Annotated in this window: 20 protein-coding genes; all 20 read left to right on the top strand. The window is 51.6% G+C overall.

The window, feature by feature from the left end; genetic code table 11:
• Window positions 1-10: 10 nt before the first annotated feature.
• The 20 genes from GTH25_RS18750 to GTH25_RS18850 all read left to right on the top strand — a co-directional run bounded on the left by GTH25_RS18750 (window position 11) and on the right by GTH25_RS18850 (window position 15,020).
• Complete coding sequence (locus tag GTH25_RS18750) at window positions 11-919, top strand: hypothetical protein (RefSeq protein ID WP_000739139.1); 909 nt, start codon at window positions 11-13, stop codon at window positions 917-919.
• 60 nt (window positions 920-979) lie between these two features.
• Complete coding sequence (ssb, locus tag GTH25_RS18755) at window positions 980-1,510, top strand: single-stranded DNA-binding protein (RefSeq protein ID WP_000987165.1); 531 nt, start codon at window positions 980-982, stop codon at window positions 1,508-1,510.
• 94 nt (window positions 1,511-1,604) lie between these two features.
• Entirely contained in the window at window positions 1,605-2,594 is a 990-nt protein-coding gene (gene bet / locus GTH25_RS18760) for a phage recombination protein Bet (protein ID WP_001282585.1), read from the top strand.
• A gap of 62 nt (window positions 2,595-2,656) precedes the next feature.
• Window positions 2,657-3,667 carry a YqaJ viral recombinase family nuclease gene (locus GTH25_RS18765; RefSeq protein WP_000706865.1) on the top strand — a complete coding sequence of 337 codons (1,011 nt, stop codon included), beginning with the start codon at window positions 2,657-2,659 and terminating at the stop codon, window positions 3,665-3,667.
• Between the two features lie 199 nt (window positions 3,668-3,866).
• A complete protein-coding gene (locus GTH25_RS18770) occupies window positions 3,867-5,144 on the top strand; it encodes a DUF3150 domain-containing protein (RefSeq protein WP_000170086.1) in 1,278 nt (425 codons plus the stop codon).
• An 84-nt stretch (window positions 5,145-5,228) separates the two neighbouring features.
• The gene (locus GTH25_RS18775) at window positions 5,229-7,025 is read left to right on the top strand and encodes a VWA domain-containing protein (protein WP_000039318.1); all 1,797 of its coding nucleotides are present in this window, start codon (window positions 5,229-5,231) and stop codon (window positions 7,023-7,025) included.
• Window positions 7,026-7,086: 61 nt separating this feature from the next.
• Window positions 7,087-7,422, top strand: a complete 336-nt coding sequence (locus GTH25_RS18780; protein ID WP_001071288.1) for a hypothetical protein — start codon at window positions 7,087-7,089, stop codon at window positions 7,420-7,422.
• Window positions 7,423-7,686: 264 nt separating this feature from the next.
• A complete protein-coding gene (locus tag GTH25_RS18785) occupies window positions 7,687-8,226 on the top strand; it encodes a hypothetical protein (RefSeq protein ID WP_000018872.1) in 540 nt (179 codons plus the stop codon).
• 90 nt (window positions 8,227-8,316) lie between these two features.
• Window positions 8,317-8,817 (top strand): hypothetical protein, encoded by a 501-nt coding sequence (locus GTH25_RS18790; protein WP_000793769.1) that lies wholly within the window; start codon window positions 8,317-8,319, stop codon window positions 8,815-8,817.
• A gap of 73 nt (window positions 8,818-8,890) precedes the next feature.
• Window positions 8,891-9,775: a DNA adenine modification methylase gene (locus GTH25_RS18795; protein ID WP_164526957.1), complete on the top strand. Its 885-nt coding sequence runs from the start codon at window positions 8,891-8,893 to the stop codon at window positions 9,773-9,775.
• 65 nt (window positions 9,776-9,840) lie between these two features.
• Window positions 9,841-10,065 (top strand): class I ribonucleotide reductase maintenance protein YfaE, encoded by a 225-nt coding sequence (yfaE, locus tag GTH25_RS18800; RefSeq protein ID WP_001102700.1) that lies wholly within the window; start codon window positions 9,841-9,843, stop codon window positions 10,063-10,065.
• A 61-nt stretch (window positions 10,066-10,126) separates the two neighbouring features.
• Complete coding sequence (locus tag GTH25_RS18805) at window positions 10,127-10,516, top strand: hypothetical protein (protein ID WP_000026577.1); 390 nt, start codon at window positions 10,127-10,129, stop codon at window positions 10,514-10,516.
• Window positions 10,506-10,958 (top strand): hypothetical protein, encoded by a 453-nt coding sequence (locus tag GTH25_RS18810; protein ID WP_001176699.1) that lies wholly within the window; start codon window positions 10,506-10,508, stop codon window positions 10,956-10,958. Before GTH25_RS18805 ends, GTH25_RS18810 begins: the two co-directional genes overlap by 11 nt.
• Window positions 10,948-11,238, top strand: coding sequence for a hypothetical protein (locus tag GTH25_RS18815; protein WP_223852292.1), 291 nt, complete (start codon window positions 10,948-10,950; stop codon window positions 11,236-11,238). The genes GTH25_RS18810 and GTH25_RS18815 overlap by 11 nt, the downstream gene beginning before the upstream one ends.
• 57 nt (window positions 11,239-11,295) lie before the next feature.
• The gene (locus tag GTH25_RS18820) at window positions 11,296-11,487 is read left to right on the top strand and encodes a hypothetical protein (RefSeq protein ID WP_000651508.1); all 192 of its coding nucleotides are present in this window, start codon (window positions 11,296-11,298) and stop codon (window positions 11,485-11,487) included.
• A gap of 68 nt (window positions 11,488-11,555) precedes the next feature.
• A complete protein-coding gene (locus GTH25_RS18825) occupies window positions 11,556-11,909 on the top strand; it encodes a hypothetical protein (protein WP_000994741.1) in 354 nt (117 codons plus the stop codon).
• A 191-nt stretch (window positions 11,910-12,100) separates the two neighbouring features.
• Window positions 12,101-12,445 carry a hypothetical protein gene (locus GTH25_RS18835; protein ID WP_000209093.1) on the top strand — a complete coding sequence of 115 codons (345 nt, stop codon included), beginning with the start codon at window positions 12,101-12,103 and terminating at the stop codon, window positions 12,443-12,445.
• A gap of 77 nt (window positions 12,446-12,522) precedes the next feature.
• Window positions 12,523-12,825, top strand: a complete 303-nt coding sequence (locus GTH25_RS18840) for a hypothetical protein (RefSeq protein ID WP_000410925.1) — start codon at window positions 12,523-12,525, stop codon at window positions 12,823-12,825.
• 77 nt (window positions 12,826-12,902) lie between these two features.
• On the top strand, window positions 12,903-14,528 hold the full coding sequence (locus GTH25_RS18845; protein ID WP_000201432.1) for a DNA cytosine methyltransferase: 1,626 nt from the start codon (window positions 12,903-12,905) through the stop codon (window positions 14,526-14,528).
• A gap of 60 nt (window positions 14,529-14,588) precedes the next feature.
• The gene (locus GTH25_RS18850; RefSeq protein WP_000687894.1) at window positions 14,589-15,020 is read left to right on the top strand and encodes a hypothetical protein; all 432 of its coding nucleotides are present in this window, start codon (window positions 14,589-14,591) and stop codon (window positions 15,018-15,020) included.
• The last annotated feature ends 19 nt before the right edge of the window (window positions 15,021-15,039 follow it).

Below are 15,039 nucleotides of genomic sequence, written 5' to 3' on the forward strand. Positions count from 1 at the left end.
GGGGTGACGCATGAAGAAAAATGACTGTTTGTGCCGTCGTTACACTGCTAAAGAGTGGGGCAATGACGAAACCACAATAGAAGTCTTCATTGGCTACAAGTTGCTCCGGGAGCCCAGCTCCTCGGAGCCAGGCCAATTCACGATGGTCGAGCTACGCCGAACCGTCACTGATGGGAAAGCTGAAAATTGGTCTGAGACAAAGCTCGAAGGACCTTTTGAAGCTAACGGCCCAGACACGATCCCAATGTCCTACAAGGACAAAGAAAGCCAGTATGTGTCACAGTTTCTCAGCCAGGGGTACACCTTTCTGGATGAGGTGCTGGTAAACGCAGAGACACAGACGGTGCTGGAAGGGGGGAATGTTTCAGCCGGACAAACAGCCAGCTTGGGATCTCTCAACTGGCTGTTATCTCCGCCCTCTGAGTTACCTCCAGGTGACATAAACCTCTTCAAAGGTTTTGTTGCTGGGGTTTTTGCCAAAGGAGCCGGTTTAATCGGCTTTGAGGTTGCTCGGAGCGAAGGCTCAAATGACTTGCTACCCAGTGTGCTGATGCGTACTGACAGCGGTTATGAGCTTGGGGTTAGCACTGGACTAGGCGAAAACACTATCCATCCAGCTACGCTGGAAGGCGCTGGTGAACTCCGCCCGGAACATGGTCACAAACCCCTGCTGATGTTGGTTTACCTGCAACAGCGTTTCGCGGATGACTTTTCAAACGTAGAGAAGCCGCTGGTGGCATTCTGTGATGAACAGGGTGATACCTTCGACTACGAGCGTTTTGATTCACTAAAACCCCTCATTGAACGGTTTGGTTTCAGCTACGACGAAGTAAGAGCAGATGCAGAAAGGCTTGGCCTTGTATCTGAGCTGATTCGCCTGGCAGAGATCGACGCCGAACAAGAGGATCACTTTTTTTAACCCTTACGGGGGCTTGCTCCCCGAAAGGGGCGTTGGCCCTCTCCAAATAACTTGGAGGTCATGATGTCTAAAGGCGTCAACAAAGTAATTCTGGTCGGTAATCTCGGTTCTGACCCGGAAATTCGCTACATGCCAAGCGGAACTGCCGTTGCCAACTTCAACGTTGCAACAACGGATACGTGGCGCGATAAGCAGTCTGGCGAGCAAAGAGAGCATACTGAGTGGCACCGTATTGTGCTTAAAGGTCGTTTGGCAGAAGTCGCTGGTGAGTACCTGAAAAAGGGCTCCCAAGTCTATCTCGAAGGGAGCAACCGCACCCGGAAGTGGACTGACAGCCAACAAATCGAGCGCTACACCACCGAAGTACACTGCGTTGAAATGCAGATGCTTGGTGGTCGTGGAAATGCACCTCAGGACAACTCTCAACGTGCAGCGCCCCAAAAAGGGCAACGTACAGGAGCCGGTACGCAATCTGCTCCTGTGCAGCAATCAGCACCGCAAGGTGGTATGGGCGGAGGCTATGGTCCCGCTCCTGATGGCTGGGATGATGACATCCCGTTCATGCGGCTGCACCACTTGGCTGGCGGGTAACACCGCCAACTCTTACTAAACCCCACGGGGGCACTCATGCCCCGAGGGGGTCATGGTGTCCTCAAACCGTTCATTCGTGAATTGGAGAAACACCATGTCTGATAACAAATCTCTTGTAACCCGTATCGCAAGCCGGTTTGGCGTGGACACCCGAAAGTTCTATGAAACTTTGAAGGCGACCGCATTCAAGCAGCGAGATGGAAGTGCCCCGACCGATGAGCAGATGATGACGCTCCTGATCGTGGCTGAACAGTACGGTTTGAACCCTTTCACTCGGGAAATCTATGCGTTTCCTGACAAGCAAAATGGGATCATTCCGGTAGTAGGTGTTGATGGTTGGAGCCGCATCATCAACGAGCATCCCCAGTATGATGGCGTCGAGTTCGTGTATTCGGACAAGATGGTCAGAATGCAGGGGGCGAAAGTTGACTGCCCTGAGTGGATTGAATGCGTGATTTACCGTAAGGACAGATCTCGCCCTATCCGCATCAAGGAGTTCATTGATGAGGTGTACCGTGAACCGTTTCAGGGTCAAGGTCGCAATGGTGCTTACACTGTTGATGGCCCCTGGCAAACGCACACCAAGCGTCAACTCCGGCACAAGTCGCTGATCCAGTGTTCTCGTGTCGCATTTGGTTTCTCTGGTATTTATGACCAGGATGAAGCTGAACGCATCCGTGAAATGGAGCAGGCATCGGCCATTAACCCGGCTATTGCCAATCTCCCTTCACCATCTCAAGTTCAAAGCCAAGAGCCTTTGGCTATTGAGCACAAAGAGCTTGACCCGATCCTAACCAAACTCGCAAATCGCGCCATTGCTGAAAACGCATGGTCTGCGGCGCATGAGTATGTGAAGGGACGGTATGAAGGTTCGGAACTGCAATATGCGACTCAATTCCTTCGTGACAAGGAGATGGATCAAATGGAGCCTCCGAAACCTGACTACCAGGAAGCGCACGAGCAAGAGTCCGCCGCTGGTGGTTCTGCAAATGCTGAACCTGGTGCCGAAGAAATGCCGCCTTTGAGTGACGAGGACATGATCCCTGTTACAGAAGAGGAGGGCGCGGAAGGCAGTTACTACTAACCCCAACGGGGGGGACTCCCCCGCTGGGGGAGATCTCCCTCCTAACCATTGGAGAGAGGTCCATGAAAATAGTCAACCTATCGCAACGAGAGGAAGATTGGCTTGATTGGCGGCGTCAAGGTGTAACAGCCACTGACGCCGCTATCCTGCTCAATCGGTCTCCGTACAAAACACGATGGAGACTGTGGGCCGAGAAGACTGGGTATGCGCGTGAAGTCGATCTGAGTCTTAATCCGCTGGTTCGCCGGGGGATAGAAAACGAAGATGCTGCAAGACGCGCTTTCGAGGAGAAGTATGATGACATGCTGCTCCCCGCCTGTGTCGAATCGGTTCAATACCCGCTCATGAGGGCCTCCCTGGATGGCCTGAGAGATAACGGGGAGCCCGTCGAGCTGAAAAGCCCGAGTGCGACTGTCTGGGAAGATGTTTGTGCTGAGAAAGCAAACAGCAAGGCATACCAGCTTTATTACCCGCAGGTGCAACACCAGCTCCTGGTAACGGGGGCCAAGCAAGGCTGGTTAGTCTTCTACTTTGAAGGTCAGATTCAGGAGTTTCCAATACTCCGAGACGAAGCCATGATTCAAGAAATCTTGGCCGAGGCTAAAAAGTTCTGGCAACAGGTAGTAGACAAGAAGGAGCCCGACAAAGATCCAGAGAGAGACCTGTACATACCGCAAGGTGAAGAGGTCAACCGTTGGATTGCTGCTGCTGAGGAATACCGCCTCTATGATGCTGAGATTCAGGAGCTGAAACAGCGACTGTCTGAGCTTCAAGAAAGGCAAAAGCCTCATCTCGACACCATGAAGTCCCTCATGGGGGAATACTTCCATGCCGACTACTGCGGTGTGATGGTAACGAGATACAAAGCGGCTGGCCGGGTAGACTACAAAAAGCTGTTGGCTGATAAGGCGTCAGGCGTGAAGCCTGAGGATGTTGACCAGTACAGAGAGAAGTCATCAGAGCGGTGCCGTGTAACGGTTACTGGCTCTGTGAAGCCACGGTACATTGTTGATGAGGACGTGCTTGCTCCTCTTGATGATTTGCCGGAAGAAGTAGAGACGTTCTACTGGTGAGTGGGGGATTTTCCCCCGCTTTCCCTTGGGGATTCTGGGAGTCTCCAACGGAAAGCAAGATTTTGTTCTCTTCGGAGAGCGAAAAGTGCGATAGCTGGTCGCCAAAAACAAACAGCAAATTAACGTTAATTTACTAGCCCAACCGGGCGCATCCGCCCGGTTCGGGACGTGGTGCGCCCCCAACTTTTTGGAGTGCATCATGACTAAAGTGAACCATCTACAAAGCCTCTGTGTTATCCACGTAGACTTTGACATCTGGAGTGGACAAACCCGTTTGTCTGCATCTGATCTCAAGCTGGGCGAGGGTGGTGAAATTCCACCTGAGAAAGTAGCTCAACTGGGAAGTAAGAAGATCTGTGATCCGGCTAAGCTGAAAGGCTTTCATCGCCTGAAAACAGAAACTCGTCGCCTCCTGCTGAAATTCGGTATGCCGTTCATGAACGGATTTGCCGTACCCGTCAGCAAGACCGATGAAATCTGTAACAAGCTGAATGACATAAACTTTCAGTTTAACCAACTGAAACAGGATTTCATCAAAGGTTACAACAAAGCCGTGGATGAATGGTGTCAGGAGAACCCTGAGTATGAACGAGCTATCCGTGCCGGAGCCCTTCCAAAGGAAACGGTCGAGGAGCGGATTGGCTTTGAGTACCAGGTGTTCATGATCCAGCCTGTGAACGAAGATGAGGCCAACGCCAAACGCCTTAACCGCAAGGTTGAGCGCTTGGGTGACGATCTCATCTCCGAAGTGGTTCAGGAAGCGAATAAGTTCTATATGGAACGTTTGGCCGGTCGAGACCAATGTGCGGTCACTACTCGGCAGACACTCCGTAACATCCGCGACAAGGTGGATGGGCTTAGCTTCCTGAACAGCGCTTTTAACCCTCTGGTCAAGCTGCTCGACCAAACCCTCCGGGGATACGAGCAACATGCCGATGGCCGAAACATCGTTGCGCCTTTCTTTTATCAGGTCGTGGCCGCAGTGCTGATCATGAGCGAGAGGGACCGCATCGAGCAGTATGCCAATGGCTCGATTACTGTAGAGGGCATGGCTAATGACATTGGCGGTTCGGGAGCCCAGATGGGGGACCGTTCTAAAGATGAAAAGGCCGAACAGAAAAGCGATAAAGCCGGTGAGCTTATCCCTGCAACAGAGGGTGGCGAAACCAAGCAGCAACAGGTAGGTGGTACTGAATCTGTTCAATCAGAACAGACTAACAGCGGTGGTAACGCTGTTGACCTGGATGAAGACATCGACAACTTCTTCAAGAGTTTTGCAGAACGAGGCGAGGGTGAATCGGAAGATGAATCCAATGCCGGTGATGTGGTTCGAGAAGAGCGCGTTGATGTTGAGGATGAGCCGGTTTTGCCTGAGGAAACTCCGGTAGAGCAAGAGCCTGTCCAAGAGGAGCCGACAGAGGAGCCTCTCAACCAGGAGCTGCCTAAAACTGACGACGATGGCGACTATTTCTTCTAATAGTCACTTCAACTAAACCGACCCGGAGGGGATAGCCATTCCCTCCAGGGGTGGACTATCTCCTTCCCTACCAGGAGAAAAGATATGTCCAAAAAACGCACCATTTACAGCGCTCTACCAATCGTGGCCGCAGCCTATGGTGAAAAACTCGGTGTCAAAGTCGCCATCGGTAACGATGACGCATACACCGATGGTAAGACCATCGTGGTTCCGAATATCCCCGACGACTATCCTCACATGGATGCTGTCTGGGGGTATTTGGCCCATGAAGCAGCCCATGTCCGGTTTACGGACTTTGGTGTTGAGCGCCGCAGAGGTCTTCATGCTGAGTTGTCCAACGTTTTGGAGGACTGCCGCATAGAACGGGCCATGATGGAACTCTTCCCCGGTACGTCGCAGACCCTGAATGAGGTTGCTCGCTATATGGCTCAAGCTGGTCATTACGAGCACGTCACAGACAAAGAGGCCCCTGCCTCCATTCTGACAGGGTTTTGTTTGTACTGGTTGCAAACCAAGGCTGTAGGGCAATCCGTCCTTCAACCCTATCTCGATTCGGCTACCCCCGTATTCGAGCGCGTGTTCCCTCAGGGTGTTGTTGTTCGGCTGAACGCTTTACTGCGTAAGGCTGTGAACACTAAGTCAACCGCAGAGGTGACATCCTTGGCCGACCAAATCATCAAGATGATCGAGGAGGAAAAGGAGAAAGAAGAGCAAAAGCCCCTGAATGGTCAGGATGGTAACAACCAGCAGAATGCTGGTGGCAACCAACCTCAGAACAGTCAGGGCGGAAGTGGTAACGATCAAAACCAAGGGCCTGATGCCAATGGTGGTGATCAGCAAGGTAAAGACCAGAAGCAAGACGATGCTAACGGGAAATCTGATCCGAAAGGACAGGGCGACCAAGGCAAGTCGGATACTGATGGTGGCAGCAAGGCAGGACAAAGCCAGGCTGGTGGCAATTCTGACGCGGCGAAACAAGACGCGGCCAAAATGCTCCAGCAGGTTCTGAATGCCGGTGCCGGTGATTTGCGTGGTGACGCGCATGATGCACTTAAAGCCGAGCTCAACCGGGTGGCTCAAGATAAGGGGGACAGTAGCTATATGACTGTTCGCTCTGCTGTGAACACCCAGGACAACCCTGCTGTTGGCAAAAGCCTGGTAGGGGATGTGAAGAGCACCACTTCAAAGATAAGAACGCAGCTCTACGGATTGGTCCAGGCCAGCCAGCGAGTTGCTCACCGTAACCAACGATCAGGGAAGCGTGTGGATGCTCGGAAACTACATCGTGTAGTGACGGGTGATACCCGCGTATTCCTCAAGCCGGAAGCCAAGAAACGCCCTAATACGGCGGTTCACATCCTGGTTGATATGAGCTCCTCGATGGCCTACAAGGCCGCCAATGGAAAGGAGCGTCAAGACATTGCGCGGGAAGCGTCCTTGGCTATTTCGATGGCTCTGGAAGCAATACCCGGCGTAAACCCGGCAGTCACCTTTTTTGGTGGCAACCGGAACCAGCCAGTGTTCAGTGTCGTGAAGCATGGAGATACGGTTCAGAATCGGGCCGGTCGGTTTGGGTTCAAAGCAACTGGCGGTACGCCTATGGCGGAAGCTATGTGGTATGCAGCTTTTGAACTCACCAAGACCCGTGAAGAGCGAAAAATGTTGATCGTAGTGACTGACGGGCAGCCTCAAAGCGCCCCGGCATGTCGCTCAGTGATTGACCTCTGTGAACGAAGCGATGTTGAGGTGATCGGCATAGGGGTAGAGACTACCGCAGTGTCAGGACTGTTCCAAAAGAACATTGTCATTGATGATGCGGCAGCTCTGCAACGCACACTGTTTAAGTTGATGGAGCGGTCATTGACTGCTTTTGCAGCTTAACAGGAAGTGAAACGACAAACGGCTATCCCTTCGGGGGTGGCCGTTTTTATTTGGAGAGTCTATGAACCAATTCCATTCATCTTTGGATTTGTATCATCGGAACAAAGGTAGAAGGGCTACAGTGCCGGAGACGCCTTTTTTACTGCTTGCTAAGCGCATTCCTCCGATGTACTGGAGACTGTTCCAGGGTGTTACTTTGGATAGTCGTATGGGATACACAGGCAGGCGGCAGTTCCACAGTCTTGGGCAAGCAATCGACTGGGCAAAGTCATCAGTTGGCGATTCCTGGTCAAATAAGCGCTTTCACAAGCCGGTAGGCCTCGATGTATTGCTGGCCTGTACTGCGAGTAAGGTGCCTGAACATCTGGTCGAAGAACTGAAAAGACGGGGCAGTTGATGCGTCTTTGAGCTTTGCACCCGAAAAGGGCAGTTTGAGCGTTCCTGTTCACACAGCTCTCGTGGAACAATCAAAGTGAGGAGGGAATACCCTCCCACTTTCTCAGAGGCCTTCATTGAGGGTTGCTGAGAAAGTGAATTTTGTCCTCTCTGAGGGCGAAACGTGCGATAGCTGGTCGCCAAAAACAAACAGCATTCAACCTCAGCCTAAGGGCGCACTGCGCCTGACAGGCTCTGTGTGCCCAAGTTACTTTAAGGAGCACACATGTCTCATCTGAACAATCTCAAATCCGTAATGATCTCTCTCGCCGCCGAACATAAGCTGCCTGAAATCTACCAGGATGACATCACTACCGATGTGGAGTCTCTGGATCGATTCGATGGTTTACGTCTGGTCTGGCTGTTGCGGTCTTGCGGCAGCGTATTGGTGCCAGCGGAAGTTGGCGTTAATCCGATCTATATCACCCATTGGTTGTGGTCTAACCACGGTCAACAGGTGGTTCCATTCTCTGTGGATACCCGCACGGGGTTGATTGAAAAAATCGACTTCGAGCAAGCTGAAAAGCTGATCATGCAGATGCCTTGCAACCTCTCTTCATTGCAGAACAAGGAATACTTGGTTGACCAGGTAAACCGAGTGTTGCAACGAGGTTGTGAAATGCGTATCTGGGGTATCTTCGAGTCTCCAAGCTCGGTGGAATCCGTTGGTGGTTGGAAAGAGTGGCAGAGCTATTTCAGCTCTACTGGGAATCGACTGATGGCCGATTTCGTTGGTAAAGCCATTCGATTCACCAACCCTCGATAAATCGCCGTTCAACCATTAACCCTAATTAACCCTATGGGGCTCCGATAGCCCTGAGGGGACGGGGCTCCGCAATCGCAATAAGGAGTCCCTATGAAAAACCTATCAGCTTTGGAAGCAGTTCTTGACTACGACAAACCTTCTCGACGTTTTCTTGATGAGCTCAACGAAAACCAGATGAAGGATTTGTCCGGGGAAATCTTCGCCAAGCTCTACTGGAGCAAGCGTAATCCCCAGTGGTACGAGAAAGACACCAATCGGCTGTTTGCACGACTTCGTTGGGTTCAGCGCATCATCAAGAAGCGCTTGAAAACCGGCAAGGTTAAACCTGAACTGACAGAAAATGGTTCAGTGATGGAGCGCTTCAACTTCCCTTATGGTGACACTCTCGATTTCTTCCATCGGTACTTGCGACATCCCAAATGGGAGGTTGTGTATCAAGAATCGGGGTGCAGTGCCTTTTGGAAAAATGAAGCAACGCTTGAGCTATGCACCTACTGCGAAGGTGATGTGGTCATGATGAAGGCTCCTGATGAAGCAACCTTCTTTCGTGATTGCAATCGCCTTAGCTGGTGGTATGCAGATAACGCTTGATCTTAATCCCTAACCAGGGGCGAACCGGCCCCTGATGGGAGCATGGTGCGCCCCATCTATGATGGAGGACGCCATGTTCAAATCATCAGTATGCTCCTACGAAAACAGGGGGCCTTACGGAAACAACAAGTACCGAGGCAACTGCTCGGGCTTTATCGTTAAAGACTTCATTGAGTCTTACATGAGAAAGCCGAACGGGCTGGTGGCAGACCCAAGTGTTGGGGGTGGCTCTAGCATCGACGTTGCCAATGAACTTGGTGTCCGTTTCAAAGGGACAGACTTGCATCAGGGGTTCAACCTGTTGCGGGATGACTTCCTTTCGTTCCTCGGAGAGCCTGCACACCTGATCTGGTGGTACCCTCCTTACTGGGACATGATCCAGTATTCAGGTAAGCAGTGGGGCGAGCCCAACAAATGGGATATGAGCCGCATGAATTTGCCTGAGTTCGTTGAAGCCCTTGAGCTGGCCGTTATGAATATTCATGACGCCTGTGAGCGAGGAGGGCATTACGGAATCCTCATGGGAAACCTGAGGCGCGATGGGGATTATTTCAACCTGTCCAGCCTTGTGGAACGTATCGCACCTGGGAAGCTGGTGGATGAGATCATCAAAACACAGCACAACTGTGTGAGTGACCGAACTCAGTATTCCGGGAAGCTGGTGCGTATCGCCCATGAAAAGCTGTTGGTGTTTCGTCGTAACGACGTTGCCTCATCGCTCTGTCTTCTTGCTGCCGTACACCGTCGAGCAACCAATATGGTTTCGACTACGTGGAAAGCTGCAATACGCCGAACCCTACAGGGGAAAACGTTGAAGCTGGAGCAGATTTACAAAGAGATTGAACCCTACGCAAAGCATCGAGAGAACAACCACTGGCAAGCAAAGGTCAGGCAAGTTCTTCAAGATGCCAGGTTCTTTATTCGCATCGAGGTAGGTGTCTATGCACTTGCTGAGTAGCCCAACCGGGGCGTGACATCCCGGAGGGGATTGGTCGCGCTCATCAACAACAAAGGAGCGTGACCATGAACGTACAACTTCAAGCCAGCAACAATGTGCTGTTGGCGCAAATCGAAAGCAAAGGCCTCACTGTTGAAACGCATTGTCGCAGTGGCTTTTGTGGCATGTGCCGGGTTCGTCTACTCGAAGGTCAAGTGGCCTATGACGAGACGCCCATCGCATTTGTCAAAGAAGGGGAAGTGTTGGTTTGCTGCGCTAAAGCAAAAACCGATGTGACCTTGGAAATTTAACCCATCCGGAGGAGCCTTTCCTGCGGGTGGGGCTCCTCTATCCATTACGAGGAGAAACACTATGTCTATCAATACCAAAGTTGAACAAATCGCATACGGTCATGCTACCGCTCTAGTGCTCAGTGAACTGGGCCAACAAGAGAATTGGTGCAAGGCTTATGAGTATTTGTCTGAGTGTGTCGAACGGGGAGACGAGCCTGAGGATCTGGTCGTTTGGCAACCGTTTGAGCACTGGGAATGGAAAGACATTCTGGAGCAAATCGAGAGCGAAGCCGAGTCTCTGCTTTCGACTATTAAGTCCGTTTTAGGCTTGGCCCACAAAGGCATCATTCAGTCAGCAATTGACTGCTCTCTGGATTCGGACATGACCCAGCTTGACCTGATTGGAATGGTCGAGCTCGGAAGTGAAATCGAAGATGGGGAGTGTGCTGGAGGTGGCTATGCAGCTTAACCGATACACGGCCAGGGAGTCTGACAAAAGTCGGATACTTCGGACCATCGGCTGGTGCAAGCGCAATCACCTTACACTTGCCGGTCTTCCATACGAGGACAATCTTGCAGGAAGTGACGGGATCAGCATAGAGATCATCACTCCTCCTGGTATGTCGCGGGAAATGTTGGAGCAAGCCGTCAGAGAGGGGTATTCAGAGCGAGATGTCGTAAGGCATCGCATTCTGGAGTGCCCTGTCGGTTGGTTCATGGAAGCTGATGGCAAGGCATTTGATCATGAAGTGTTCCACGATTACGTGGTGGCTCATGGTTATGGCGAACCTTCCAGCGAAGCCTATGAGCTGGCGGAGCGGTGGTTCTGGCAGGGCAACGATTATGCGTTGATAGCTGCGGAAATAGTTGCTCGTGATCTTTGTGTTCGTGATGACGAAGATGAGGACTGATCCTATGGATGCTGTAGCGCATATAGCAGCAGATAACCTTGTACCGGCATGTGGAGGTGCAGAGAAGCCGTTTACCGTTAGTGGTAGACAGTGGCTTTACTGCTATCACCCAGCCAGTGGGAGGCACTGCTACTTAGACCTCGATAATGACCGTCCAGTCTGGCATCGAGGATTTCATCCTGCTTTTCATCCTGAGCTTGAGTTCGCTGATGAAGCTGAGTTGCTTCGACCAGTTGAGCGAAAGCCTGACCATGAAGAGCTGGAGGATTTTTACTTTTAACCCACGGGGCCGCTCTTCCTGATGGGAGACGGTCCTCCATTCTCAAAGGAGAAGACCATGAAAGATCACAGTCAAACGATTGTGTTCCCTGGGAACAATGTTGAATCACTTGCTGAGGCTAACGCCATGTTGAGCGCTGTGTCGGAAGATGCACGTAAAGCCAGCAATACGGAAGACAAACGTGACCTTGAATCGCTTCAAGGCTGGCTGGAAGAGAACATCAATTCTCAACTGGCAGGCGTGAAGTAACTATGACTGTAACCCCACTGGGGGCTTCATGCCCCTGTGGGGGCATGGTGCCCGTAAAAGGAGTCACCATGAATGCAGTGAAGATGATCCAGAAGGAAAACCAGCTTGAGCTGCCGCTTTTCTTCCTGGATGAAGAGCCGAAGACCGCAGAAGTCATTCCATTTGAGCCAAAGCCTGAATGGACTGATGATGAGGTAAGGCAGTTACGTGATGGGCTTTTATGGCATAGCCTTAGAGTCCTTGCTGATGGTCGAGCTGGAAGTGAAATCAAGCAGGAAACGATGGCTTGGGTGATGTCCGATGAGGTACATCCATTCTCATTTGTGGTCTGCTGCGATGAAGCAGGTTACGATCCATCTGGAGTAAGGGAAGGCGTGAAGTCTATCCTAAACCGCTTAGCGCGGGTTAAAGCGGGGGGTTAACCCCCTGCTTTCCCAGTGGCATCGACTTTCACATGTGAAAGTTTGTGCCCCTCGGAAAGCAAGATTTTGCTCTCTGTCGAGAGTGAATAGTGAGGTAGCTGGCCTCCCCAAACAAACAGCATTCTACATAACCCTTGGGGGATCACTGCCCCTCGGGCTGGTGGTTCCCTGACAAACATGGAGCCACAACTATGACTACTCTTGCCAGCTTTGCGAATCCGATTTCTGTTATTCAACGCTCACCAACCAGTGGGGTGTTTGGCACAAATCAGTTCGTAGGAGACAAAGAGGGATTTGTACAAAAGGTGCTCGGAAAGTGGTACTGCAATCCAGGGAATACCATTCCCGTTGAGAGCATGTCCCACCTTGAGCAGGCGGAGAAACTGTATGACTTCTATGTCAAGTATCTCCAAGTGAAAGAAAAGATCTCTGTGAACCTTGGCCGGGTGCTGCATAAGCTGTACAGCACTGGTTCTATCAAGGAAGCAGAGATCGTGCTTGAAGCAATAAAGGCTCAGGCTGGCGTAACAGCTTGAGCAATCTACTAACCCTAAACCGGGTGCATCCGCCCGGTTCGGGACGTGGTGCGCCCCCAAACTATTTGGAGTGCATCATGGAAAAACATAACCTCAAATCCGGATTCAGCATCTATTTCGCTGACGTCCATTTCGAGAAACAAGTCTACGCATTCGGCTCAGGACTTGGCTTCACCTCTGTGATTTACGCCTACTCGCTGGGCCGAGATCCGGAAGAAGCTGAGAAGCTGGCGCTTGAAAAGTACGACTCTGACGAAACGAAGGTGAAGAAGGTGCATGTCAATCTGGCTCGCAGCCAGGACATCAACCGCTACACCTTCCCTGAACAAATGGCTGGCTTTGCTAATGCCATTCAGTCTCACGGCATCGCTGTGAACTGAGAACCACTTTAAACCCATCGGGGCCATTACTTCCCGATTGGGACGGTAGTGGCCTCTCAACCGAAAGGAGAGAGCTCATGGCTACTATCGTAAACACCAAGTTAGGAGAACATCGAGGCAAGAAGCGCGTCTGGCTGGAAGGCCAAAAGCTACTGCGTGAAGGTTACTATCCTGGCATGAAGTATGATCTGGAGCTGAAAGATTCCCAGGTTGTGCTTCGCGTCAAAGAGGAGGGTAAGTTCACCATCAGTAAGCGCGAGCGCAATGGCCGGGTGTCTCCAATCATCGATCTGACCGTGCAGGAGCTTGCTACCGTTTTTGACGGTGTAGAGATGCTCCGCGTGTTCATCCGTAACGGCGCAATTGTGATCTCTGCTCACCATCAACAAGAGCGAGTGATCGAGCGCGTCAACCGGCTTATCAGTAAGCTGGAGAATGGAGAATCGCTTTCGGTATGCAGCCTCTTTCATGGGGGTGGTGTGCTTGATAAAGCGATTCACGCCGGTTTTCACAAGGCGGGAATTGCCAGTGCCATATCTGTGGCCGTGGAGATGGAAGGGAAATATCTCGATTCGTCTTTGGCAAATAACCCGGAGCTTTGGAACGAAGATTCTATTGTTATCGAATCGCCAATCCAGGCTGTGAATCTCAGCAAACGCCCACCACAGGTGGATGTTTTGATGGGGGGCATACCGTGTACCGGCGCGTCAAAGTCAGGTCGCAGTAAGAACAAGTTGGAGTTTGCCGAATCGCATGAGGCGGCAGGTGCCATGTTCTTCAACTTCCTGCAATTCGTAGAAGCGCTAAACCCAGCCGTTGTGCTGATTGAGAACGTGCCTGAGTACCAGAACACCGCTTCGATGGAAGTGATTCGTTCGGTGCTCTCTTCGTTGGGTTACTCCCTACAAGAGCGCATTCTCGACGGCAATGAGTTTGGGGTTATTGAGCGCCGCAAGCGTCTTTGTGTTGTTGCGCTTTCCCACGGGATCGACGGGTTTGAACTTGAGAAGGTTCAGCCTGTTCGCACCAAGGAAAGTCGCATACAGGACATCCTGGAGCCAGTTCCGCTCGATTCTGAACGTTGGAAGTCATTTGACTATCTGGCTGAGAAGGAGTTGAGAGACAAAGCTGCTGGCAAGGGGTTCTCTCGCCAGCTTCTGACTGGCGACGATGAGTTTTGCGGCACCATAGGTAAGGACTATGCAAAATGCAGAAGTACCGAACCTTTCATTGTTCATCCAGAACAGCCGGAGTTGTCTCGCATCTTTACACCGACAGAACATTGTCGAGTGAAAGGGATACCAGAGGAACTCATCCAAGGTCTGTCGGACACTATTGCCCACCAGATTCTCGGGCAATCGGTAGTCTTTCCCGCGTTCGAGGCTTTAGCCCTCGCATTAGGGAACAGCCTGTGGAGCTGGGTTGGAATGATGCCAATCATGGTCGAAGTCGTGGATGAATCACAGCCGGTGATCGGTGGTGAAGACTTCCATTGGGCAACGGCATTGGTTGACGCAAAGGGCACTCTCAAGCTGTCACCGGCAGCGAAAAAACAGGGGATGCCCTTCAACATTATGGATGGTCAATTGGCTGTCTATTCACCTAACGGAACTAAAAAGAGCTGCGGCCATGAGCCTTGCGAATATCTCCCGGTAATGATGTCCGGAGACGCAATCATGGTCACTTCATCTTTGGTTCATTAGTAACTCACCGGGGCAATGCCGAAAGGCCTTTGCTCCGGCCTATCCGAAAGGAGAGTAATCATGAAAATCGAAACTGTTGTGCCTTTACCTCCCGAGGATTCAGGCCTTCAACACTGCATTGCCAGGTTCCATAACCGCAACATGGATTCCAAGCGAAAAGACAAGACCCGTTTTTTCAGGAGGGAGCCGGTTATGATCGTAAACCCAGAGACCAAAGCAAAGGTTCTCCGGTATGCGATGGGCAACCCTGGGAATTTATCCATCACAAAGCTGGCGGTCGCGCTGGATTACGATGCGGTAGATGCTCTGGGTGTTCGTTTTAAAGACACTGTAAATCTTGAGGTTCGCAGAGCCAGGCGCTGGGAAGTCTGGCAGTGGTTCTGGAACCATCCGGATCAAAGTGTCCAACTGTCAATCAAATTGGGCGTGGTTGGCGCTGTGTTGGGAGTCATGGGCTTCCTGACTGGCGTAGCTCCGTACCTCTTGGGATAAACCAATAAAGCCGTTAACG

Origin of the sequence: Proteus terrae subsp. cibarius (assembly GCF_011045835.1) — a bacterium.
GTDB lineage: Bacteria > Pseudomonadota > Gammaproteobacteria > Enterobacterales > Enterobacteriaceae > Proteus > Proteus cibarius.